This is a genomic window from Flavobacteriales bacterium, assembly GCA_016779995.1.
Lineage (GTDB): Bacteria > Bacteroidota > Bacteroidia > Flavobacteriales > UBA7312 > UBA8444.
Genome location: JADHMO010000002.1, coordinates 166,967 through 188,458, shown reverse-complemented (window position 1 = coordinate 188,458; position 21,492 = coordinate 166,967). Strand labels below are relative to the sequence as shown.

Annotated in this window: 20 protein-coding genes and 1 tRNA gene; 5 read left to right on the top strand and 16 right to left on the bottom strand. The window is 37.7% G+C overall.

Annotated features, from left to right (window positions below):
• Nucleotides 1-80: 80 nt before the first annotated feature.
• From ispG to ISP71_02735, 3 genes are read right to left on the bottom strand one after another with little or no spacing between them, the layout of a single operon-like run.
• Nucleotides 81-2,018 (bottom strand): (E)-4-hydroxy-3-methylbut-2-enyl-diphosphate synthase, encoded by a 1,938-nt coding sequence (gene ispG / locus ISP71_02745; protein ID MBL6662999.1) that lies wholly within the window; start codon nucleotides 2,016-2,018, stop codon nucleotides 81-83.
• A gap of 35 nt (nucleotides 2,019-2,053) precedes the next feature.
• Entirely contained in the window at nucleotides 2,054-4,282 is a 2,229-nt protein-coding gene (locus tag ISP71_02740) for a T9SS type A sorting domain-containing protein (protein MBL6662998.1), read from the bottom strand.
• A 53-nt stretch (nucleotides 4,283-4,335) separates the two neighbouring features.
• The gene (locus ISP71_02735; GenBank protein ID MBL6662997.1) at nucleotides 4,336-6,153 is read right to left on the bottom strand and encodes an ABC transporter ATP-binding protein; all 1,818 of its coding nucleotides are present in this window, start codon (nucleotides 6,151-6,153) and stop codon (nucleotides 4,336-4,338) included.
• Nucleotides 6,154-6,209: 56 nt separating this feature from the next.
• On the opposite strand from ISP71_02735, the gene rbfA reads away from it, so the two are divergent.
• Together rbfA and ISP71_02725 are read left to right on the top strand one after the other, a co-directional pair.
• Nucleotides 6,210-6,545, top strand: coding sequence for a 30S ribosome-binding factor RbfA (rbfA, locus tag ISP71_02730; GenBank protein MBL6662996.1), 336 nt, complete (start codon nucleotides 6,210-6,212; stop codon nucleotides 6,543-6,545).
• 2 nt (nucleotides 6,546-6,547) lie between these two features.
• A complete protein-coding gene (locus ISP71_02725) occupies nucleotides 6,548-7,750 on the top strand; it encodes an ABC transporter permease (GenBank protein MBL6662995.1) in 1,203 nt (400 codons plus the stop codon).
• Here ISP71_02725 and rluF read toward each other — a convergent pair.
• Nucleotides 7,747-8,466 carry a 23S rRNA pseudouridine(2604) synthase RluF gene (gene rluF, locus ISP71_02720; protein MBL6662994.1) on the bottom strand — a complete coding sequence of 240 codons (720 nt, stop codon included), beginning with the start codon at nucleotides 8,464-8,466 and terminating at the stop codon, nucleotides 7,747-7,749. The genes ISP71_02725 and rluF overlap by 4 nt on opposite strands.
• On the bottom strand, nucleotides 8,467-9,462 hold the full coding sequence (gene dusB / locus ISP71_02715) for a tRNA dihydrouridine synthase DusB (protein MBL6662993.1): 996 nt from the start codon (nucleotides 9,460-9,462) through the stop codon (nucleotides 8,467-8,469).
• A 31-nt stretch (nucleotides 9,463-9,493) separates the two neighbouring features.
• Between dusB and ISP71_02710 the strand changes: the two genes are divergently transcribed.
• Nucleotides 9,494-10,384, top strand: a complete 891-nt coding sequence (locus ISP71_02710) for a CPBP family intramembrane metalloprotease (GenBank protein MBL6662992.1) — start codon at nucleotides 9,494-9,496, stop codon at nucleotides 10,382-10,384.
• Between the two features lie 51 nt (nucleotides 10,385-10,435).
• Here ISP71_02710 and ISP71_02705 read toward each other — a convergent pair whose 3' ends face one another.
• From ISP71_02705 to ISP71_02690, 4 genes are read right to left on the bottom strand one after another with little or no spacing between them, the layout of a single operon-like run.
• Nucleotides 10,436-10,903, bottom strand: a complete 468-nt coding sequence (locus ISP71_02705) for a biopolymer transporter ExbD (protein MBL6662991.1) — start codon at nucleotides 10,901-10,903, stop codon at nucleotides 10,436-10,438.
• A gap of 2 nt (nucleotides 10,904-10,905) precedes the next feature.
• The gene (locus tag ISP71_02700) at nucleotides 10,906-11,451 is read right to left on the bottom strand and encodes a biopolymer transporter ExbD (protein ID MBL6662990.1); all 546 of its coding nucleotides are present in this window, start codon (nucleotides 11,449-11,451) and stop codon (nucleotides 10,906-10,908) included.
• A gap of 3 nt (nucleotides 11,452-11,454) precedes the next feature.
• Complete coding sequence (locus ISP71_02695) at nucleotides 11,455-11,793, bottom strand: hypothetical protein (GenBank protein MBL6662989.1); 339 nt, start codon at nucleotides 11,791-11,793, stop codon at nucleotides 11,455-11,457.
• Between the two features lie 2 nt (nucleotides 11,794-11,795).
• The gene (locus ISP71_02690; GenBank protein ID MBL6662988.1) at nucleotides 11,796-12,608 is read right to left on the bottom strand and encodes a MotA/TolQ/ExbB proton channel family protein; all 813 of its coding nucleotides are present in this window, start codon (nucleotides 12,606-12,608) and stop codon (nucleotides 11,796-11,798) included.
• A gap of 208 nt (nucleotides 12,609-12,816) precedes the next feature.
• On the opposite strand from ISP71_02690, the gene ISP71_02685 reads away from it, so the two are divergent.
• Nucleotides 12,817-13,620 (top strand): hypothetical protein, encoded by an 804-nt coding sequence (locus tag ISP71_02685; protein ID MBL6662987.1) that lies wholly within the window; start codon nucleotides 12,817-12,819, stop codon nucleotides 13,618-13,620.
• 400 nt (nucleotides 13,621-14,020) lie between these two features.
• Here the strand turns inward: ISP71_02685 and ISP71_02680 are convergent.
• The 3 genes from ISP71_02680 to ISP71_02670 form a co-directional block, all read right to left on the bottom strand.
• Nucleotides 14,021-14,105, bottom strand: a tRNA-Ser gene (locus tag ISP71_02680).
• Nucleotides 14,106-14,134: 29 nt separating this feature from the next.
• The gene (locus ISP71_02675; GenBank protein MBL6662986.1) at nucleotides 14,135-15,139 is read right to left on the bottom strand and encodes an asparaginase; all 1,005 of its coding nucleotides are present in this window, start codon (nucleotides 15,137-15,139) and stop codon (nucleotides 14,135-14,137) included.
• A complete protein-coding gene (locus ISP71_02670) occupies nucleotides 15,136-15,903 on the bottom strand; it encodes a TatD family hydrolase (GenBank protein ID MBL6662985.1) in 768 nt (255 codons plus the stop codon). The genes ISP71_02675 and ISP71_02670 overlap by 4 nt, the downstream gene beginning before the upstream one ends.
• Before the next feature lie 49 nt (nucleotides 15,904-15,952).
• On the opposite strand from ISP71_02670, the gene ISP71_02665 reads away from it, so the two are divergent.
• Nucleotides 15,953-16,882: a glycosyltransferase family 9 protein gene (locus tag ISP71_02665; protein MBL6662984.1), complete on the top strand. Its 930-nt coding sequence runs from the start codon at nucleotides 15,953-15,955 to the stop codon at nucleotides 16,880-16,882.
• On the opposite strand, the gene ISP71_02660 is transcribed toward ISP71_02665, so the two are convergent.
• Genes ISP71_02660 through ISP71_02645 form a run of 4 tightly spaced genes read right to left on the bottom strand, consistent with a single transcriptional unit; the run spans nucleotide 16,875 to nucleotide 21,461 of the window.
• The gene (locus ISP71_02660) at nucleotides 16,875-17,384 is read right to left on the bottom strand and encodes an acyl-CoA thioesterase (GenBank protein MBL6662983.1); all 510 of its coding nucleotides are present in this window, start codon (nucleotides 17,382-17,384) and stop codon (nucleotides 16,875-16,877) included. The two genes, ISP71_02665 and ISP71_02660, sit on opposite strands and share 8 nt — an antisense overlap.
• Nucleotides 17,385-17,388: 4 nt before the next feature.
• Entirely contained in the window at nucleotides 17,389-18,369 is a 981-nt protein-coding gene (locus tag ISP71_02655; protein ID MBL6662982.1) for an SPOR domain-containing protein, read from the bottom strand.
• A gap of 21 nt (nucleotides 18,370-18,390) precedes the next feature.
• Nucleotides 18,391-19,110 (bottom strand): 3-deoxy-manno-octulosonate cytidylyltransferase, encoded by a 720-nt coding sequence (kdsB, locus tag ISP71_02650; protein MBL6662981.1) that lies wholly within the window; start codon nucleotides 19,108-19,110, stop codon nucleotides 18,391-18,393.
• Nucleotides 19,107-21,461, bottom strand: coding sequence for a TonB-dependent receptor (locus ISP71_02645; protein MBL6662980.1), 2,355 nt, complete (start codon nucleotides 21,459-21,461; stop codon nucleotides 19,107-19,109). The genes kdsB and ISP71_02645 overlap by 4 nt, the downstream gene beginning before the upstream one ends.
• Between the last annotated feature and the right edge of the window lie 31 nt (nucleotides 21,462-21,492).

Below are 21,492 nucleotides of genomic sequence, written 5' to 3'. Positions count from 1 at the left end.
AGCGAAATAAAATATGTGGAAATGGATAAAAGGGTAAATAGTTCATTGGGCTTTAAGTTGTGAAACAAATTTATAAAATTTTAATCACTTTTTGCCTCTACCCAATCGCCATAAGATTTAATGAGGTCTATGAGGGCATCTACGGCTTGTTCTTCTGGAATGTTGCGTTGCACCACTTCTCTTTCTTTGTAGAGTGTTATTTTCCCTACGCCTGTGCCTACATAGCCGTAGTCGGCATCTGCCATCTCTCCCGGTCCGTTAACAATACAACCCATAATACCAATTTTCACCCCTTTGAGGTGGTTGGTCTTAGCTCTAATCTTGGCGGTTGTTTCTTGTAGGTCGAATAGGGTACGCCCACAGGAAGGGCAAGAGATGTATTCGGTTTTTGAGATACGTGTTCGTGTGGCTTGTAGTATGCCAAAAGCGGTTTGGTTGATATTCTGGTCGCTACCACAATTTTCAGCAGCAATAAATATACCATCGCCTAGACCGTCTAACAATAAAGCCCCCATATCGGTGGCACTGTGCAGTTGTAATTTTTCTTCAGAAAGTCCTCCGTAAGCACGACCAATAATGACGGGCACTTGACAATCGGCATTCATCAATTCCATAAACAAACGCCTTTGCTCTGCCATACCGTGGGCATTCCAAGTATCAATGAGTAATACGGCAGTCGGGTCTGCTTTGAGTCGGCTAATTAGTTCGCTATTGAGGTCTTCCAAACAGGCGTAAACCACATTCATCTGCTCAGAAAAAACACCGCCCTCAAGGTAGTTCTTACTGGTCAGAAAGGGATAGACTCTTTCCTTATCTTTATGCTTGAGCCAAGTATCGTGATGGTAAATGAGGCCTAAAGTTCCTGGTATGTCAAAGTCAATTTCTTCATCTCCTAAAAAGACGTAGTCGCATGCCATATCGCCAATGTTCCACTTGTCTGTGGGTACCGAATAACGATAACCCAAAGCAAAGAAACTGGCTGGGGTAATGTTTTTCTTCAAAGAAAAGTCTGCCATCACAACAGGAACTTGCTTGTCGCCAATGTTAAGTACGGAGTTGCTTTTTCTTCTTTGGTAGTTGTAGCTATCAATGGGGTTTTGCTCTACCTCAGCAATAGCTTGATGCTTTATTCTATCTTGGTAACGGTCCACCAAATCACGAGCTACGGGAATTTCGTATTCGGGTTCTTCAGTGAGGGATACCCTCACAGTATCGCCTATGCCATCTTCTAAGAGTGTGCCTATACCTACGGCAGATTTTATACGTCCGTCTTCGCCTTCTCCAGCTTCTGTTACGCCCAAGTGTAAAGGGTAATTCATGCCGTCTTCTTTCATCTTCTGAATGAGCAAACGATAGGCTTGAACCATCACTTGGGTATTACTGGCTTTCATAGACAAGATGATGTTGTGAAAATCTTCTTCTCTACAAATACGTAAAAACTCTAGGGCGGATTCTACCATACCTAGAGGGGTGTCGCCATAACGGCTGAGTATTCTATCCGACAGCGAACCGTGATTGGTGCCTATTCGCATAGCAGTACCTTCTTCTTTGCAGATACGTACTAAGGGCACAAAGCGTTCTTTGATACGTTCCAATTCTTGTTGGTAGGTATCGTCGGTATATTCTATTTCTTCAAACTTTTTCTTATCGGCATAGTTGCCTGGGTTTACCCTTACTTTTTCTACTATACGTGCAGCTATTTCGGCAGCATTGGGTGTGAAGTGTATATCGGCAACCAAAGGGGTATCGTAACCTCTTGCCCTCAATTCGTCTTTTATGTTTTGTAGGTTTTCGGCATCTTTCTTGCTCGGCGCGGTGATACGTACAATTTCACAACCCGCCTCTATCATACGGATACTTTGTTCTACAGTGGCTTGTGTATCCATCGTATCTGTAGTAGTCATGGATTGTACACGTATGGGGTTATCTCCACCAACACCTACTTTACCTACCATAACTTCTCTGGTACGAAAACGGGAATATTCTACTAAACTATTGCAATAGGAAGGTTTACTCATCGAAACAAAAATATCAAAAAAGACAAATGAAAAATTTAATAATTGCTAAATATAATTTTTTCCGTTTGCAAAGAGTTGTCAGTCTTGAATTTGATGAAGTAAATACCTTCGGAAAAGGTGCTTAAATCAATATCTGTTTCTGCCTCAAACCATTGTTTTTGTAGTAGTAATTGACCTTTAACATCGAACAGTTGCAAGTTTTTCTCGTCATTACTTGCTGTCGATTTTATATGCACTAGCCCATTGGTTTGTGTAGGGTACACTTCAAATTTATCCAAAGATTGCTCATCTATAGAAGTGGCGTTTTGTACTCTAAAAGAATGCACAATTCGAGAGCCAAAATCTTTGTGGAAGGTTTTGAAAATAGAAATGGTATCGTAATACATGAAGTTGATGTAGCCTGTTCCATCTGGCTGACCCACATTGTCCCAATACCAAAAGTCTAAGCCATCACCGCCCGTATCTTCAAGAGTGAAAGTGAAACAGCCATTGCCTAAAATTACAGTATCGGTGTTTAGTGTATTACTAGCAAAGTTGCCATTAGAGTACACCGTTTCACCTTGGCTATTTTCTATTTTCCATGAATTTTGACTGCCATAGTTATTCGTCTTCAAACGCACCAAAAATTGATTTTTGTAAACAGGAACGTCCTCAAAATCAGATGACATGAAGTCGTTATCGCTATGCATATCAGTAGTTCCATTTGGATTAGATACTGTTACCTCAAAGGTATTTTGGCTGCCATCGTTAATCATTTCACCTAGGGTAACTTCTTCTTCTTGCATGAATTTGAGGTTGCCCGTCCATTGTTGTGTTTGCATAGTCCCACCCTTAACACCATATTCAATAGTCAATGCGGTTAATTCTTGAGTACCAGAATTCCTAATTTTTATGACAGGATTCGAACAAATAGGATTTAGTCTAGAGTATTGGTCCTTTAAGGAAGGGCTAATAATATCTATGATTTCAGCATCTAATTCGAAGTTGGGTTCTTTGTATTGGAAGAAATGAATGGCACAGGAGTACGAAGCATCTCCATTAGGGTTGTAGCTGCTGAAGTTAATATCCACTAGAGCGGAATCACCAGCAGTGACATAAGGTGTTATCTCGTGGTTGTAGATGGGTACTGCTTCCCCTGGGCACCAATTGGCACGGTCAAAAATCCAAGTACCCCCTTGTGGCCAAATGGCATTGAAACCACAATCGTCTTTCCAGATGGTTTCTCCACCTACTACCGAACCGTTTACTTTAGCAGTATAACTGACGTTAGGAGTAAATTCACCTGCTTGTCCGTGACCTGATGGCACGAATTGCAATTTAAAGTTAGAGGCATATTGAGAAGTAGCGACTTTGACTTCAGGCATTTGTTGGCTTTCAAAATTGGCTGAGTTAGTATAGCCATAGCCCGCAGCTCCATTTTTATATACGTTGCTTAGACTTATCGGCATTCTTGGGGGTGTTCCCTCAATGAATTCAAAGTTGAGAGTGACACTAAAACCACTACTCCAACCCGAATAAAAAGCATCAATTTCAACAGAATCTTTGAGTAGGTGTTGGAAGTCTGTCACATCGTAGGTGAAACGGTGTTTCCAATTTTCATCGTATCCATTGGTACCATAACTGCCATTGGCGGGGTTCATATAGGTGCCATAAGGAGTAATGGCTCTACCGAGCTCAAAATCTTCTATAATTTCATAGACGTTGTAGGTGTCGGTATTGCTCAAATACAAAGTGGTATCGGCAGCTACCCATACGGAATCAATAACTGCTCCAGCACTATCATAAGTCATGTTGTAGTAATTGGCAGCATAGACGTATTGAGTGTCAGTCGCTAAAAAAGGGTCATTGGCATCTTGATACCATACCAATACTAGCGTGTCATTGGCGATAGCCGTATCTCCATTATTGCTATCCCAAGCACTTACATAAGTGGGGCTGTAGCTGAATTGTATGGAGTCTGGACTAGAACCATCTAAGCTATAGCTAGGGGCTAAAACAAGGTTAGAGTCTAGTTTATTAGTTCTGTTTCTAAGAAGGATATGTACGTCATAATCCCAACCGCTACATCCTGATGAGGCACAACCCATATCGAAGTGCATCAACACTTTTCGGAACGAACCCTCTGTTGGGAATTCACCCCATTTTTTATAATGGCCATACCAAGTCATATCGACATTATCATGAACTTGAACTGTAGTCGTGTCGCCACTGTCTGCAAAAGCGATGCTAACACTTAGGCAAAGGATAAAAAATAATCGTATCATTTCTCTTTTAGGTAAGGTTTTGAACCCCAAAGATAATAAGAAAAGTGAACAAATTAAGACAAGGTTTGATAGTCTTGTAAACGCTTGTAAAGCCCTTCTTGTTGCATAAGCTCTTGGTTGCTTCCTTGCTCAACAATTTGCCCTTCTTTCATTACCAATATATTATCGGCATTTTGAATGGTAGAAAGTCGGTGGGCAATGACTAAAGAGGTTCTGTTTTTCATGAGTTGCCCCAAGGCTTCTTGTACCAATTTTTCAGACTGGGTGTCTAGTGATGAGGTGGCCTCATCTAGTATGAGTATTGGAGGGTTTTTATAAATAGCTCTGGCAATACTTAGACGTTGCTTTTGTCCACCAGACAATTTACTACCTCCCTCGCCAACATTACTGTCATAGCCTTTAGCCATCTCCATCACAAAATCGTGAGCGTTGGCGGCTTTGGCAGCGGCAATAACATCGTCCATATTGGCGTCTTCTTGGCCTAAAGTGATGTTATTAAATACACTGTCATTGAATAGTATAGAGTCTTGAGAAACAATACCCATCAGTCCTCTCAAATCAGCAAGTTTGAAGTCTTTAATATTGATACCGTCAATAGTAATTTCTCCCTTTTCAATATCGTAAAAACGAGCCAATAAATCGGCAATAGTAGATTTACCACTTCCAGATTCTCCTACTAAAGCAATGGTTTGCCCTACCTTTATGTCGAAACTGATGTTTTTCAAAACGGCTTGAGTGTCGTACTGAAAGCTAACATTTTTAAAACTCAACTGCTGACTAAAGCCTTTACCTTTAGCAACCTTAGGGTCTTTAATGCTGTTTTCCGTTTCTAAAATATCCATTACCCTTAGAGATGAAGCACTTCCTTTTTGCAGATAGTAAAAAGCCGTAGTAAAGGATTTGGCAGGGGGTATGATTTGAGAAAATATAGCGATGTAACCAATAAATGCCTCGGGCGATAGACTATTTTCGCTGCCCAAAACCAACTGACCACCAAACCACATTACGCAAACAAGTACTATTGTACTCAAAAATTCACTCATAGGAGATGATAAATCTTTTTTGCGTAAAAGCTTAGTCATAGTTTTACGATAGTCATCGCTATTTTTTTCAAATTGGGATTGTATGATATGTTCAGCCCTGAAGGCTTTTATGATACGTAATCCACCAATGTTTTCTTCAATATTTGACAATATTTCTCCCATCTTACTTTGCCCTTCCTCAGATGATTTTTTAAGACTTTTACCAATACGAGCAATGAGAAATCCAGCAATAGGAAATAAGACAATAACAAAGACGGTTAGCTCAGGACTAATAAAAACTAAACTGGCTAAGAATATGATGATGTTAAGCGGGTCTTTGAAAATCATTTCTAAAGAACTCATAATGGACCATTCTATCTCCACGAGGTCTGTAGTCATACGTGCAATGATGTCGCCTTTTCTCTTTTCAGTATAATAGCCAAGGGGCAAATGGAGTACCTTTTTGTGCAAAGCATTTCTCATATCTCTCACTACACCATTGCGTATGGGCGTAAGGAAAAATAAGGCTAAGTATCGGAACAGATTTCTAAATAAAAACATGATAAGCACCAGACCACATATAAAAAGTAAGGCGTCAATTTGCCCTCGTGTTTCTATGATTTGTGTAATTTGAAAGTAGAAATTTTCTGTAATAGATGTTGTGCTAAAGGTTAAAGGCGGTGCTTGATAAACCTTTTCTTGAGTACCAAATAATAAGCCTAAGAAAGGAATAATCATCGTTATTGAAACCAAGGAAAAGATCACCGTAAGGATATTAAAGGCAATATTAAATAAAGCATGTATCCAGTAAGGTTTAGCAAAACGTAGTACCCTTAAAAAATCTCTCATAGTGCAAATGTATTTAAATTGCTCTTTTTAAGGTTCTAAAAATTTATCTTTGTTCTATGGAAAGTACAAGACAGAAGAAAGTTTCTAGGCAGTTGTTGAAGGATTTGTCAGAAATATTACAACTTAAAGGACGAGACTTAATTGGCACTTCTTTAGTGTCCGTTACGGTGGTTAGAATTTCTCCAGATTTATCAATCGCTAGAGTATATATTAGTGTTTTTGGTACAGAAGATAAAGAGGCATTATTGGCTAAAATGAATCAGCAATCTTATGCTATCCGCAAAAAATTAGGGGAGCGCATACGTAACCAAATGCGTAAAGTACCCGAACTGAAGTTTTTTCTTGACGATTCTGTCGATTACTCCCAACAGATAGAAGATTTATTAAAGTAAGATTGAAAGTCGCCTTTTATATCGCTAAGCGTTATTTGTTCTCCAAAAAGTCCAAAAATGTCGTTCATTATGTGAGCTTAGCCTCTATGATTGGCGTGGGCATAGGTACTGCTGCTTTGATTTTAGTACTTTCGGTATTCAACGGTTTTGAAAAACTTATTTTGTCACTATACAATTCTTTTGACCCACCCATCAAAGTGAGTGTTCTTGATGGCAAAGTGTCGGACTTTCAAGAGGCTAAAAATTACCTCGACGATAAGGCTATCTTATATTCTGAAGTGTTGGAAGAAAAGGTCTTGTTACGTTATCAAGACAAAGAATACATCGCTACTCTTAAAGGAGTTGATGCTAATTTCAAAGCCATTAATGCTGTGGATAGTATGCTCATTGCAGGCGATTATTTAGACATTTATTCAGCTCAACATACGGCAGTGGTGGGTCAAGGGGTGGCCTATTACCTTTCTATGAACATTGGAAATATATTCGACCAACTGCAAGTGTATATACCAGACCGAGAAAAGAAGAACTTGTTAAGACCAGAAAACTCCTTCATTCAAAAAAGTATTCTGCCAGTAGGCGTTTTTGCTATACAATCCGATTTTGATGCTGAATACGTATTAACCAATATTGCTTTTGTTAGAGAAGTGCTAAATAGAGATAGCTTGTCTTCTTCCTCTTTAGAAATACGCTGTACTGATGCCGATATATCCACGATACAGACCGATTTACAAGATATATTAGGCGAGTCGTTTAGCGTTAAGAGTAAATACCAGCAACATGCTTTTTTATACAAGATATTAAACTCTGAAAAATTAGCGGTATTTATCATTTTGAGCTTTATTCTCATCATAGCGACCTTTAATATTATCGGAGCTTTAACAATGCTAATGATAGAAAAGAAGAACGATATAAAACTGCTTTTTCACCTTGGTGCATCGCCTCAACTGGTTAAGCGTATCTTTTTCTTTGAAGGGCTTTTAACGACTGCTGTTGGGGCAATTACAGGTTTAATATTGGGTATTTTCATCGCTTGGCTACAAATTCAGTTCGGACTAATAAAAATGGGAAATGGCTCTTTTGTAGTCGATAGTTATCCTGTTGTTATAGAATCTTTAGATATATTATTAGTGCTTATAACAGTCTTTGGAATTGGCTGTGTAGCTAGTCTTATACCAGCTAGGCAGTTGGTCAAACGCTATTTCTAAACCGTCTTAGAAGAAGGTTCAATCAGACGATTTAACTCTTTCAGTTCAGATTTGCTCAAATCACGATGCTCACCAACTTTCAAATCGAGGTGAATATTCATTATACGAATACGCTTGAGTCTGACTACATGATAACCTAAGTATTCACACATACGGCGAATTTGTCGGTTCAGCCCTTGAGTCAGAATAATTTTAAAACGGTAATCTCCTATTTTTTTGACTTTACAAGGGCGAGTAATGGTGTCCAAAATTGGAATACCTTGACTCATCTTGCTCACAAAGTCAGCGTCAATTTTTTTGTTGACATGCACAATGTATTCCTTTTCGTGGTTGTTTCTGGCTCTCAGTATCTTGTTTACGATATCTCCATCATTAGTTAAAAGTATAAGCCCTTCACTTGCTTTGTCTAGTCTGCCGATGGGAAAAATACGTTTGGGATAGTTGAGGTAGTCTATGATGTTATCTTTTTCTACTCTAGTATCAGTAGTGCATACAATGCCAGTGGGTTTGTTTAGGGCAATATAGACAGCCGTTTCTTCTGACTTAATTACCGCCTTGCCATCCACACATACTTCATCTCCTAGTACTATTTTAGTGCCCATAAGAGGTACTTCGCCATTGATGGTCACTCGCCCTTGTTCTATCAGTTTATCGGCAGCTCGTCTAGAACAATAGCCTACTTCACTTAAATATTTATTGATGCGTGTTTCTTTCATTTAAGCAAATTCATATTCTCCAAATGTACGCTCTATTTCGCTAAGAATCTCAAAAAGTTCTTCAGGCTGTTGTGCCGTCACTAATTGCATTCTGTATTCTTTAAAATTTGGAATATGCTTAAAATAATTGGTGTAGTGTCGTCTTGTTTCTACAACACCTAAAATTGGACCTTTCCATTTTATTGAAAATTCCAAATGCTCTTTACATACCTCTATGCGTTCTTTCATAGTAGGTTTAGGCAGTTCTTGTCCTGTTTTTAGAAAGTGTTTTATTTCATTGAATATCCAAGGGTAACCAATGGCAGCACGACCTATCATAATGCCATCAACACCGTATTTGTCACGTTTTAATTGTGCAGTCTGTGGGCTATCTACATCGCCATTTCCAAATACAGGAATGTGCATGCGTGGGTTGTTCTTGACATCGGCAATAAGACTCCAATCGGCTTCTCCCTTATACATTTGTTTGCGTGTACGACCGTGTATTGCGATAGCTTTGATGCCAACATCTTGCAGTCGTTCAGCAATTTCAACGATGTGTTTGCTATTGTCGTCCCAGCCCAAACGTGTTTTTACGGTTACTGGCAAATGAGTGGAATTGACAATCTCTTTGGTCATGGATACCATCTTAGGGATATCTTGGAGTATGCCTGAACCAGCTCCTTTGCAGGTCACCTTTTTAACGGGGCAACCGTAATTGATGTCTATGAAGTCAGGATTTACCTTCTCACATATTCTGGTGGTTTGCTTCATGGACTCTATATCGTGTCCAAAAATTTGAATGGCTAGTGGGCGTTCGTAATCGAAGAAGTCTAATTTTTGAGTACTCTTTACTGCATCTCGTATTAGTCCTTCTGAAGAGATGAACTCGGTGTACATAACATCGGCTCCGTGGCGTTTGCACAACGCACGAAATGGCGGGTCACTGACATCTTCCATAGGAGCTAATAGCAATGGAAACTCACCTAAATCGATATTACCTATCTTTACACTCATTTTTGCAAAATTAACTAATTTATTATTCGATATGAATCTTAAAGGCATTTATCATGATTATACACCCGTCAAGCAAGTCTTTATCTTATTGATGTTGCTATTTGTGAGCTTTATTGTCTTCAACGCTTTAGGTATGATAGGCGTTAGCCTCATTGATGCCCCTTCTCTAAGCGATTTTGAGAATAAAGCTACCATACAATCCTTGAAGTTTTTACAAGCGTTTAGTTCTATTGGCTTATTTATTGTGCCTCCTTTTTTATTCGCCTATCTGACGTCTAAGTCACTAAATTTTAACGCAGTGAGTCGTCAGCAATTTCTGTTGACTGTTGCTATTATGTGCTTTGCTTTCCCTTTGATTAATGCCCTAGCTTTGTGGAATGAAGGTTTGCATTTACCATCTTTTTTGTCTAGTCTAGAAGACTGGATGCGTTTGGCAGAAAGTCAGGCTATGCAGATAACGGAAGCCTTTTTAAAGGTTAATCATTGGTCGGGATTATTGCTCAATATCTTAATTATAGGTGTTATTCCAGCACTTGGCGAGGAGTTATTATTTAGGGGAGTCATACAGAAAGAGTTGTTTTCTAGAAATGGAAAAATACACTTGAGCATTTGGATAACAGCTTTTCTTTTTAGTGCCATGCACTTGCAATTTTTAGGCTTTATCCCTCGCTTTCTAATCGGTGGCTTGTTGGGTTATTTGTTTTATTGGAGTGGTTCAATATGGTTGCCTATTTTGGCTCACTTTGTCAATAATGCAGGGGCAGTTATCTTGAGTTACTTCATTAATCAACAAAGCATATCCAAAGAGGTTGAGCATCTTGGTACTGAAGATGGTCAGTTATCCATGCTTGTCATCGCTTTACTGGGGTTACTAATGTTGTTGTATTTACTCAAGACGATTTCTAAGCCTCAATCGACCTAAAAAAAAAGACCCGTAAAAACGGGCCTTTAACTTTAAAAAATTGAACAATTCTTACTGAACTTTCTTTCTGGTAGAATAGTTAATCTTGAGTGCATTGGCTTTACGAAGCTCTTGCTTGACGTCAGTTACAATACCCATTTTGGTATTTTGATCCGCCTTAATGGAAGTGGTCATAAACGGCACTTCTTTTTCATCACGAGCAGTACGCTCGGCAGTAATGTACTGTGGAATATCGTCGACAGTAGCAAAGGCATCGTTGAGCTGAATACGAGCTTTAGTACCATAAGTGGCTTGCATTCTCTCCACTGGACTTCCAATGTAAATATAGCTTACTAAAGATTTCTTTTCTAGCTTTTGTATTTCTGTCGCTTGTGGTAATTTTTGTTGTACCATAATGGTGGTTTCACGCATAACGGTCGTTACCATAAAGAAAAACAATAGCATAAATACGATATCAGGCAGCGATGCTGTCGATATTCCTGGCGTATCCTTATTCGAATTTTTTTTGAATTTAGACATGTTTAGTTTCCAATATTTTTGGGTTCTGCTTCGGAGATTTTTTGAGGGTATTCCTTTCTTATCTCTTTCTGCTGTGTATTGTTCAAATCAGCATACATCATACCAAAACGTTGCATAGCCTTAGCGTCTCTGAGCTCTCTATAAGCAGCCGCCAATTCGTTTTGTACTTGAATGTAGGTTTCGTAAGATGTTCCTCTATCGTTCTGTAATGAAATAATGGCTTTTTGTGGGTTGTCCGATAATTCGGGATTACGACCATTATTATTGATAAAAGCTTTAGCACCTGCACGAAGTTGTGTGATATCAATAAACTCGTTTTCTACCAGCAATTGGTTGTTGGAGTTTATTAATACTACATAGATGTTTTTGGCTTTGATTTGAGAATCATCTTGAATAACATCTTCTTCAGGCATGGGAGGTAGTTTACGCGCCAAACCGGTATCCACGTCCATAGTAGTAGTTACTAGGAAGAAGATAAGCAGTAAGAAGGCGATATCTGCCATAGAGCCTGCATTGATTTCTGATGCACCTTTTGCTCTTCTTGCCATAATTTACTTTTTAAATAGTTTACCTAACTCAGCATAAAGAACGGCTAGAATAGCACCAATAGAAAGTATGTAGAAAGTAATTAAACCCATACCTACTCTTTTAGTGGAGGCTTCTGTCATTCCAAACTTTTCAGAACCAGGGAAAGTCATTATATCTCCTGATGCGATGATGTAAGATACAACCGCTATAAGCAGCAATCCACCAACACCCATCAACGCTGTTTTGCCTTTTGAAGGATTCTTAGCCAAGAACATCAAAGGATAGATAACGGCTGCCAAAGTAGCAGCACCTATCATGATGTAGGTTAGAATCAGTCCGGCATTGATTAGAAAATCCGACATGCTTATTTAATTTTGTTTTTTACTAAAATGTCTACAAAGGATATAGAAGCATCTTCCATAGTATTCACGATGCTATCAATTTTTGCAACAATATAGTTGTAAAAGATTTGTAATATCATGGCTACGATAAGACCGAATACAGTAGTTAAAAGTGCTACTTTTATACCTCCAGCAACTAATGATGGAGAAATGTCTCCTGCTGCCTCAATAGCGTCAAAAGCACCAATCATACCAATTACAGTACCCATGAAACCAAGCATTGGTGCTAGAGCGATAAATAATGAAATCCATGAAAGACCTCTTTCTAATAAACCCATTTGTACACTTCCGTAAGCCACTACTGACTTTTCTACCACATCAATACCCTCGCCAGAACGGTCTAAGCCTTGATAAAATATACTTGCTACAGGACCAGCAGTATTTCTACATACTTCTTTGGCAGCATCTACATTCCCTGAAGATAAAGCTCCTTCGATGTCTGATAATAGATCATCAGCATTAGTAGTAGCTTTGTTTAGGTAGATGATTCTTTCTATACATAGTGCCAATCCTAAGATAAGACACAATAGAACGATACCCATAAATGATGGACCACCTTCAATAAATTTTTGTTTGATAACTTGGTGAAAAGAGGGACTTTCTGCTACTTCAGCACTTGGTGCTTCTGAAGTTGTTTCGACTACTTCTTCAACAGCTTCCGTTTCTTCAACGACTGTTGTAGTGTCAATTTCATCTTGTACTGTAGCAAAAGTTGCTTGACTTAGCCCAAAGGTCAGGGAAATAGTCAGCATAAAAAGAGCTAATAGATTTTTCATTTCAATGTTAGTTTTAAATTGTTTTTTTAAAGTTCTCGCAAATTTACACAAATTAATAGTTTAAAAAAAATGCTACTTTGTTTTTAATATTCAATCCAAGTTGCGCCTGAGGTCAGCAATTCAAATTTGAATAAATTTTTATGAGTCTCATAAAATGAGACGCTAAACTGTTAGCTTTGTTGAAATAATAATTATTAATTAGAAAATCATGAAAAAATTAAACTTAAAACGAATTACAGAATTTACTTTTGCTCTGTCCATGAGTATATTTATTTTATCCTCTTGCTCTAAAAATGAATTTTATGAAACTAATAGTGTTTCCGAAAGAGTAACAGAGCCAACATTAAGACAAGATAGAATTAAAAAAGGGGTCATAGGTTTATATGAAGCTAAATTAATTGGTCGTTTACACAATACTTTTTTAGAAAAAGCTTTTATAAATCACCCAACGTCTATTGATGTTTTAAAAAGAAATTTTTATTCAATCAATAGAACAATTCCACCAAAGTCTTTAACTGATTTGTTTTTGTATTTTGAAAAAAACAACTCATTAGAAATAGAGTTAGAAATTAATCGACATTTATCAAATCAAGCTTCTAAAACGATTTTAAATCAAATAAAAAGAGTTGTTTATAATAATGATAATTATTTGGCAAAATCAAAATCATTGGATAATATTGTTACAAAAATAGATGCAATTAATGGCAAAGATAAGGAGATATTATTGGTGCTTATTGAGACATCAAGAGCATCATTAAAATTTTGGATGCCAAAAGTAAATGGAGGTATGGGCAGATATGACGATTACATAGAAAGATTTGATGATGTAGATGAATTTAAAGTTAATTGGAAAGCAATAGCTTGGGCAGATGGAGCAGGAGCAGCTGGGACTCTATTAAGAACTTGGGCGTTAGCTAGTTTTGGACCTTTAGGTTGGGGGACTATTGTTGGAGCAATTGGTTTTGGTGCAGCTTGGGCTTCAGGTTCTGCCTTACTTTATCAATTAATGTAATTATGAAAAAGACATTCATAAATATTTCGGTTTTTATTTTCATTTCGGTTTTATTTTCGGTTATCTATTACCTAACTTACCGAGATGATATAATTCTCAGTAATGACTATAGCTTCATCATATATTCGTTAATTGGTGCTTCTTCTGTTTTCTTTGCACCTATACTGCAGAAATTTTTTAACAAGTTATTTAAATAATTGTTGGCGCGAGCATCCTTGCTCGTGCCACTTTATTTAAGTTCTTTTAACAGAAAAAACACCCTTTGGGTGCTTTTGTCTATTGCGGAAAGGAAGGGATTTTTCGTTTTACTTCGTAAATCTCAAGAATTTCATTTCGAACATGGGTTCTCATCTCCAAACAAAAAAATAGAAACTACTCAAAAGAGTAATTTCTATTTTTGCGGAAAGGAAGGGATTCGAACCCCCGATACGTTTCCGTATACACGCTTTCCAAGCGTGCGCCTTAAGCCACTCGGCCACCTTTCCAAAAGGGTCACAAAACTAAGAAATGCTTTTTAATTGCTAAGCTCTCCTCTTAAAGAAATTTGAAGGCGTTGTTTTATTTCTTCTTGCGAATAGTCAGTACCTAATAAGTACATCATTTTGGCTAGTGCTGCTTCGGTGGTCATATCTTTACCACCAATTACACCGAGTTCTTCTAATTTAGAGCTCGTTTCGTACAAGCCTTGACTCACGCTTCCCGACAAACATTGACTCACGTTTAATATCAATTTTCCATTATCTATGGCAGTTTGTATCGCCCTTAAAAACCAATCGGCAGTAGTGGCGTTACCTGCACCAAAGGTTTCCAAAATGATACCTTTATAGGGCAAGTCCAATACTTTAGTGATGTACTCTTTTTTCATGCTTGGAAACAGTTTTAGAATAAGAACGTCTTCGCATAAATTGGTGTGTACTTTCAAGTCTTTATGGGTATGGTCGTATTTTATAGGGCTGTATTTTATATCCAAACCCGCTTCTGCCAAATAGATGAAGTTAGGACTTTTAAAGGCCTCAAAATGTTCGGCATTGGCCTTGGTACATCGGTTGCCTCGCATCAGTCGGTATTCAAAGTAAACACATACTTCTGGAATGTTCCCTTGAGCAGCAATCTCTATGGAGGTAATGATATTTTCTTTAGCATCGGTTCGGCGTACTCCGATGGGCAATTGTGCGCCAGTAAGGATAACGGGTTTATTTAAATTTTCTAGCATAAAGCTTAGTGCTGATGCCGTATAGGCCATGGTGTCTGAGCCATGAAGAATAACAAAACCGTTGTAGTTGTTGTACTCTTTTTCAATAATTTCTGCCAATTGTATCCATACTTCTTTGGACATATTGGAGGAGTCTATGGGCTGTGCTATACTTATGGCATTGATATCAATATCAAAGGTTTTAAGCTCAGGAATTTGTGTGCTAAGGGTGTCCAAATCGAAAGGTCTTAGGCTACCTTCATTGGTCTTGTACATGCCTATTGTACCACCTGTATATATTAGTAAAACAGAATCGGATTGTCTCATAATTTAAAAAGTGTTTTAGCATTTTGTGTAGTTGTTCTTGCTACTTCTTCGATATTTACCTCATAGATTTCTGCCAATTTTTGTGCCATTAGTGTAATGTAGGCACTTTCGTTGCGTTGTCCTCTGTGTGGTGTAGGGGCAAGGTATGGGCTATCGGTTTCTAATAAAAGTTGTTCTAGTGGAAGCTCTTTTAAGGTTTTGTCTAAGCCACTATTTTTGAAGGTAACGACTCCGCCTATACCAAGCATAAAGCCCATGTCTATGGCTTTTTGACCTTGCTCTTTAGTGCCTGTAAAACAATGAAAAACGCCTCTTAAATTGTGGTCATTGACTTCTTCTAACACTTCGAAAATTGCATCGAAACTTTCTCTAATATGTATGGCTACTGGCAAGTCGTATTCTTTAGCCCATATCAATTGCTGACGGAAAGCCTTTTTTTGAATATCTAATGTGCTTTTGTCCCAATACAAATCGATGCCAATTTCTCCTACTGCTACATACTTCCCTTTGTCGAGATGAGATTTGACAATTTCTAATTCTTGCTCATAATCGTCTTTGACATCGCAGGGGTGTAGCCCCATCATAGGATAGCAATGCTGTGGAAAATCTTGGCAAAGTTGGTGCATCGCTTCTACCGTTTCGCTATTGATATTGGGCAATAGCATTTTGTCAACGCCTTGTTCAATGGCTTGTTGAACAACTTGGTGTCTGTCTTCATCAAATTGGCTAGAAAACAAATGCGTATGCGTATCTATTAGATTCATAGGGGCAAAATTAGGATAATTTCTTTAGCTTTGAGGGGTGTCAAAATCGATGAAAATATTAGTTATTCGACTCAGTTCTATTGGCGATATAGTGCTGACTTCGCCAGTAGTAAGAATCTTGAAAAAACAACTCAATGCTGAGGTTCATTTTTTAACTAAAACCAATTTTTCTTCTTGGCTATCTCACAATCCTTACATTGATGTTATTCATCATTATGAAGAAGGTACGGACAAACTTAAACTCCTGAATTTTGACCTAATTGTGGATTTGCACCACAATATGCGTAGCCTAGGAGTCAAACGTGCTTTGAAAGTGCCATCTAAAAGTGTCGATAAATTGAATATTAAAAAGTTCTTGCTGACGACTTTCAAATGGAACCTCATGCCTCCTATTCATATGGTAGATAGAAATGTGGCGACCATAGAACATTTGGGGGTAAAAAATGATATGCAAGGTCTCGACTTTTTTATTCCTGATACAGAAACTTTACCACAGGAATTTCAAATAAAAACGCCTTTTGTAGCTGTAGTAATTGGCGGTCAGCATGCCACCAAAATTTTACCTACCTTTAAACTTATTGAGTTGTGTCAACAGCTCAATCGTCCTTTTGTTTTGGTAGGAGGCCCAGAAGATGCCCAAAGGGGAGAAGAAATAATAAAAGCCACCTCACTAGGTCTAAATGCTTGTGGTAAACTTTCTTTGACTCAGTCAGCTCTGTTAGTTAAAGGTGCTGACTTTGTGGTCTCTCACGATACGGGCATGATGCACATATCGGCTGCTTTAAAAAAGAAAATCTATTCGGTTTGGGGTAATACAGCACCAGCTTTTGGTATGGTGCCTTATCTTCCTGACCCAGAATCCGTAATGGTAGAAAACAAAGAATTAGGATGTCGTCCTTGTTCTAAGATAGGTTATGCCAAATGCCCACGTGGACATTTTAAATGTATGACAGAAATAGATTTAAGTCCTATTAAGTAAATAAGGCTTTCAGCTCAGTTGCATCTTCTGGTTTTAGTCTGCCAGAAAGAATTAAGCTCAATTGACGTCTTCGTAATGCCCCTTCATAACGTTCTTTTTCTAAATCGGATTCAGCCGTGATAGAAGGTACAGCAATAGGATTTCCTAATTGGTCAACAGCTACAAAGGTGTAGATAGCTTCATTACACTTCACTCGTCCTTTGGTCGTTTGGTTTTCCATCCAAACATCTACAAACACTTCCATTGAGGATTTGAAGGCTCGTGAAACTTTAGCTTCAAGAGTTACAATACTAGCTCTAGGGATAGGCTTTTCAAAAGAGACATTGTTGACAGAGGCCGTAACTACAATTCGCCCACAATGGCGGTGTGCAGAAATAGCAGCAGCAATATCCATCCAATGCAATAGACGGCCACCCATGAGGTTGTCCAAATTGTTGGTGTCGTTAGGTAGTACCATCTCAGTAAGAGTGGCTAAACTGTGTAAAGGTGTTTTGGAAGACATTGTTTTAGTTTAGTGATAAAAGCCAAGCTGAAGGATTGGTCTTTTTTATTTTTCGTAGTGCCGATAAAGCTTCTGAAGAATTACTAAAGCCATCGTAACATACTCTGTAAAGCCCTGAATGGCTTTGGTTTACTATTTTAGAGTTGCCAAAGTTAGCACCCTTTAGTTTTGCTATCATTTTTTGGGCATTTTTCTCGGAAGAAAAAGCTCCAGCAATGATGAAATGTTTGTCTAAGTCAATAGGTGCACTGACCATATTGTCTTTGGCTTCATAAAAAGATATTACTGCCTGTTCAATATCATTGGTTGGGCTTTCAATATCAAATTTAGCTAGACTATATGATTTTTTTGTTTCTACAATTTCTGTAGTTGATGAAGAAAAAGGTGAAAGGTTGGCATAAGTGGTTTGTATCTTCTCTTTATGGCTAATGCCTAAAGCACTTACCATGAATAATGGCAGAAGAACAGCAGCAGCTTTCAACCAAACCTTCTTATTACTAGGAAGGTGTTTCTTGTCTATGTGTTTTATTTTTTCTTCAAATTGTTCTTGCACAGAAGTTCTTTGAATGGCTGGATATTGTAATGTACTTAGTCCATAGCTGTCTAGCAAATGATTGCGTGAGTTGGACTGAACAAATAAAATATTGCCTTCAGAAGTGTATAATAATGTACCAACTTCTTCGATGAAAACTTTTTTATAAAGTTTTAAGGATTCTTTCAAGTCTAGGACATATTTGTCCAATTCTTTTTTGGCTTGTTTAAAAGTCAATCCTTCACAAGATGCAATTTCATTAACAAGTAATCCGTCGTTATTTTGTAAGCTTTTGTTGAAAACAATGCTTTTTTTAGGAGCATACATAAAGTGCGAACGACTATCTATTCGTGCCGATTCATAGTTCGCAACAAACCCCCCAAAGTCAGGAATTACTACGCAATTGTGTTCACACAAAAGGAATGAAATGTGCTTGTTAATTTTTGTTTTCATTGTTTTGCTAAAGTATCAAAATCAGTTGCTGTCCCCAAATCTTTCAATAATTTTTTTCAAATCTTCGGGAGTGTCTACAGAATAGGAGTCGAAGGGCGTTTCTAAAACTAGTATGTCATATCCATTTTGTAGCCACCTCCATTGTTCTAATTTATGTTTAATTTCTAGAGAAGAAGGTTTTAAAGCACAAACTTTTTCTAATACATTAAAACGGTATGCATAGACGCCAATATGTTTGTAAAAAATACCGTCTTCAAATGGTGAATTTATCACTCTATCAAAGGAAATAGCCTTTTTATTGTCGTCAAATTTGACTTTTGGCTTACTATTATCGACTAATGTTTCTGCTTTTTCTATGCATTTGCATAAAGTGACTATACCGATTTCCTTGTCGGTAAAAGCTGCTATGAGCTGATTGATTTGTTGGGGCTCTATAAAGGGTTCGTCACCTTGTATGTTGATGATAATATCATTGACATTAGCAATCTTTTGAGCTACTTCTAGGCACCTATCTGTGCCACTAATATGCTCGGATGAGGTCATTATAACTTCGCCATTAAAGGAAAGTACCTCATCTACAATGCGTTTATCGTCAGTAGCAACTATAACCTTTTCTAATTCTGATTGTTCAGCTTGTTCATACACACGGCGTATCATGCTTTTACCTAAAATGTTTTTCAGGGGCTTTCCAGGAAAACGACTTGAGTCGTAGCGTGCAGGTATAATACCAATTACTGTCATATAGAAATACCAAATTTGAGTGATACAGTTCGTGGCGCCATCATATTAGCTGGACGAGTCTGATATTCTCTATTCAATAAATTATTGATGATTAAAGATAGTGAAGTTGTTTGGTATAACTCACAAATAATTCTAGTATCTACAATAAAGTCCCCATTAGCAAGATTTTCTCTAGATTCAGGAATACCGGGCACTAAAGTTTCAAAGAAGGGGTCAACGAATATTTTATCCACGTTTAGCATAAAGCTATTGTACCTAAAGCTCGTTCCAAATGACCAATTTCCTGTTTTATATTCCATATCCAATTTGGCAACGTGCTTGTGTCTATATTTTAAAAATAGTGAGCTTGAATCCAAAGAGCTGGTATTATAATAGTTCAATTCGTTGCCATTAATATCTTCACCATAAGGGATTTCTGGATTTAGGGGTATCGCATCGATATAGGTATATCCTCCTAAAAGTATCAGTTCATTTTTTCCTACTTTACCACCTGCGCTTAAAGAAAATTCAATACCAGAAATTCTAGTGTCGCCGATGTTTATGGACTTAAAGCCGATACCTAAACTGTTGGCTGTTGTTTGTTGCCACTGACCAAAGCTAAACTCCATCATATTTTCGTATTCCATAATGAATCCAGCGATATCTATGAACCCACCCCAATTACCTATTTTGAAACCTTGTTTTATGGCAAGTTCGGAGCTCCAACCAGACTCAGGCTTGAGTTCAGGATTTTGATAAACATATATGCCGCTAGTCACCTCAGTTTCTATAAATAGTTCGGCAATACTAGGGAAACGATAGCCTTGCCCCCATGAGGACCTCAAAAAAGTGCCTTCAGCCAATTGGTAGTTGATACCTGCTCTAAAAACAGGTTTAGCGGCTTTGAAGGAATTCACACTATCGCCTGATATTTCATACAATTCACTTGTTTTGAGCATAAATTGCTCATATCTAGCACCTAGAGAAAGGTTAATCCTTTTTCCTAGTTTTTTATCCAATTGGGTAAACACAGCATTATTAAGTCTGTAGTTAGTGCCATTAAATAATTCAGCAACAGCATCAACATATTCATTCATTAGACCTGAAGTCCAATTAATTCCAAGAGATTCAAGGTTTTTTTGGTATTGATATTCAGCATAATATGTAGTGGATTGATTATCTTGTCCATCTGGGTCGTCTTTTGTTTCATTATCGTTTATAACTCTCATATAACGCGTTCTTAATCTATGCTTGTCTCCACTTTTAGGGTTTACATAAGTTATGAATGGGTCTATGTTATAGACATCTCCACTTGTCTTGGTTACTGCGCTATCTAAGGGGATGTAAGCCGATTCATAACTTTCCCAAATTAGCGCAGATGCTGTTTCATTAAACAAAAAATTAGCATTAATTCCGTAGGAAAGACCTTCTACTTTTGGATTCCTGTAGCGGGTGTTGAAGTTAATTCTTTGCCTAGACGTTACCTCTTTATATCTATACCCTTGGTCTTCTAAGAAAAACCCACCTAAGACGAGGTCAAGATGGCCGATTTTTTGTTTGTGTAAAAAATCCATACCATAGACTTTTCTTTTGTTGTAGCCCCACCAATTAAGGCTTTTACGCTTAGCGTTGGCGTATTTGCCGTTATGAAAATTAATTTTGGTTTCTGGTTTGTCGGTGGGATAAGCTGTTCTAATATTGATAACGCCATTTAAAGCCGAAGACCCATACAAAGCTGATGTTGCTCCTTTTATAATTTCTACTTGGTTGATATTTTCTGTAGAAATCAAACTCCATTGCGCCTGACCAGCATCACCTGAGATTAGTGGCATATCATCAACCAATACTTGAACACGTGTTCCAGCACCATAACTCCAACCGCTACCTCCTCTTATATTGGCTTGACCATCGGTTATATTTACACCTGGAACTTGGTCAATGGCAGTTTGAATATTGGTGGTGTTTTTATTGGAAATCAAATTTGGCTTTATTACCTCAATAGAAACGGTGGTTTCTTCAATACGTTGTTCAAATTTTCCTGCCGAAACCACTACCGTTTCAATGAGTTCAGCATCTTCGCTCATTTCTATTTCAATTCGTTTACTTTCTCCAGCTGACAGCGTGAACTTTATTTTCTCCTCCTTGTAGCCAATGAATTTAAAAACCATTTCATGAACACCTTCAGAAGTGACCACGCTAAAATTTCCATCAAAATCAGACGATGCTACACCCTTTCCATCAAGCAGTATATTAACGCCTATTAATGTTTCATTAGTCAATTTATCCGAAATACGCCCACTAACTTCCTGTCCTTTAGATTTTAAAAATGTAAATGCTGTAAATAACAAAGCTAAAGACCAAAAATGTTTCATAAATTATATTGTTTAGTTTTGCAAAGTACAA

Bases quoted from the DNA above. Each gene is read 5' to 3' on its own strand.
- ISP71_02690 (MBL6662988.1), bottom strand. From the start codon at position 12,608: ATGAAAAATCTATTAGCTCTTTTTATGCTGACTATTTCCCTGACCTTT.
- ISP71_02655 (MBL6662982.1), bottom strand. From the start codon at position 18,369: ATGAAAACAAAAATTAACAAGCACATTTCATTCCTTTTGTGTGAACAC.
- ISP71_02735 (MBL6662997.1), bottom strand. From the start codon at position 6,153: ATGAGAGATTTTTTAAGGGTACTACGTTTTGCTAAACCTTACTGGATA.
- ISP71_02710 (MBL6662992.1), top strand. From the start codon at position 9,494: ATGAATCTTAAAGGCATTTATCATGATTATACACCCGTCAAGCAAGTC.
- ISP71_02645 (MBL6662980.1), bottom strand. From the start codon at position 21,461: ATGAAACATTTTTGGTCTTTAGCTTTGTTATTTACAGCATTTACATTT.
- ISP71_02660 (MBL6662983.1), bottom strand. From the start codon at position 17,384: ATGTCTTCCAAAACACCTTTACACAGTTTAGCCACTCTTACTGAGATG.
- rbfA (MBL6662996.1), top strand. From the start codon at position 6,210: ATGGAAAGTACAAGACAGAAGAAAGTTTCTAGGCAGTTGTTGAAGGAT.
- ISP71_02700 (MBL6662990.1), bottom strand. From the start codon at position 11,451: ATGGCAAGAAGAGCAAAAGGTGCATCAGAAATCAATGCAGGCTCTATG.
- ISP71_02675 (MBL6662986.1), bottom strand. From the start codon at position 15,139: ATGAGACAATCCGATTCTGTTTTACTAATATATACAGGTGGTACAATA.
- ispG (MBL6662999.1), bottom strand. From the start codon at position 2,018: ATGAGTAAACCTTCCTATTGCAATAGTTTAGTAGAATATTCCCGTTTT.
- ISP71_02670 (MBL6662985.1), bottom strand. From the start codon at position 15,903: ATGAATCTAATAGATACGCATACGCATTTGTTTTCTAGCCAATTTGAT.
- ISP71_02740 (MBL6662998.1), bottom strand. From the start codon at position 4,282: ATGATACGATTATTTTTTATCCTTTGCCTAAGTGTTAGCATCGCTTTT.
- rluF (MBL6662994.1), bottom strand. From the start codon at position 8,466: ATGAAAGAAACACGCATCAATAAATATTTAAGTGAAGTAGGCTATTGT.
- kdsB (MBL6662981.1), bottom strand. From the start codon at position 19,110: ATGACAGTAATTGGTATTATACCTGCACGCTACGACTCAAGTCGTTTT.
- ISP71_02705 (MBL6662991.1), bottom strand. From the start codon at position 10,903: ATGTCTAAATTCAAAAAAAATTCGAATAAGGATACGCCAGGAATATCG.
- ISP71_02665 (MBL6662984.1), top strand. From the start codon at position 15,953: ATGAAAATATTAGTTATTCGACTCAGTTCTATTGGCGATATAGTGCTG.
- ISP71_02685 (MBL6662987.1), top strand. From the start codon at position 12,817: ATGAAAAAATTAAACTTAAAACGAATTACAGAATTTACTTTTGCTCTG.
- dusB (MBL6662993.1), bottom strand. From the start codon at position 9,462: ATGAGTGTAAAGATAGGTAATATCGATTTAGGTGAGTTTCCATTGCTA.
- ISP71_02695 (MBL6662989.1), bottom strand. From the start codon at position 11,793: ATGTCGGATTTTCTAATCAATGCCGGACTGATTCTAACCTACATCATG.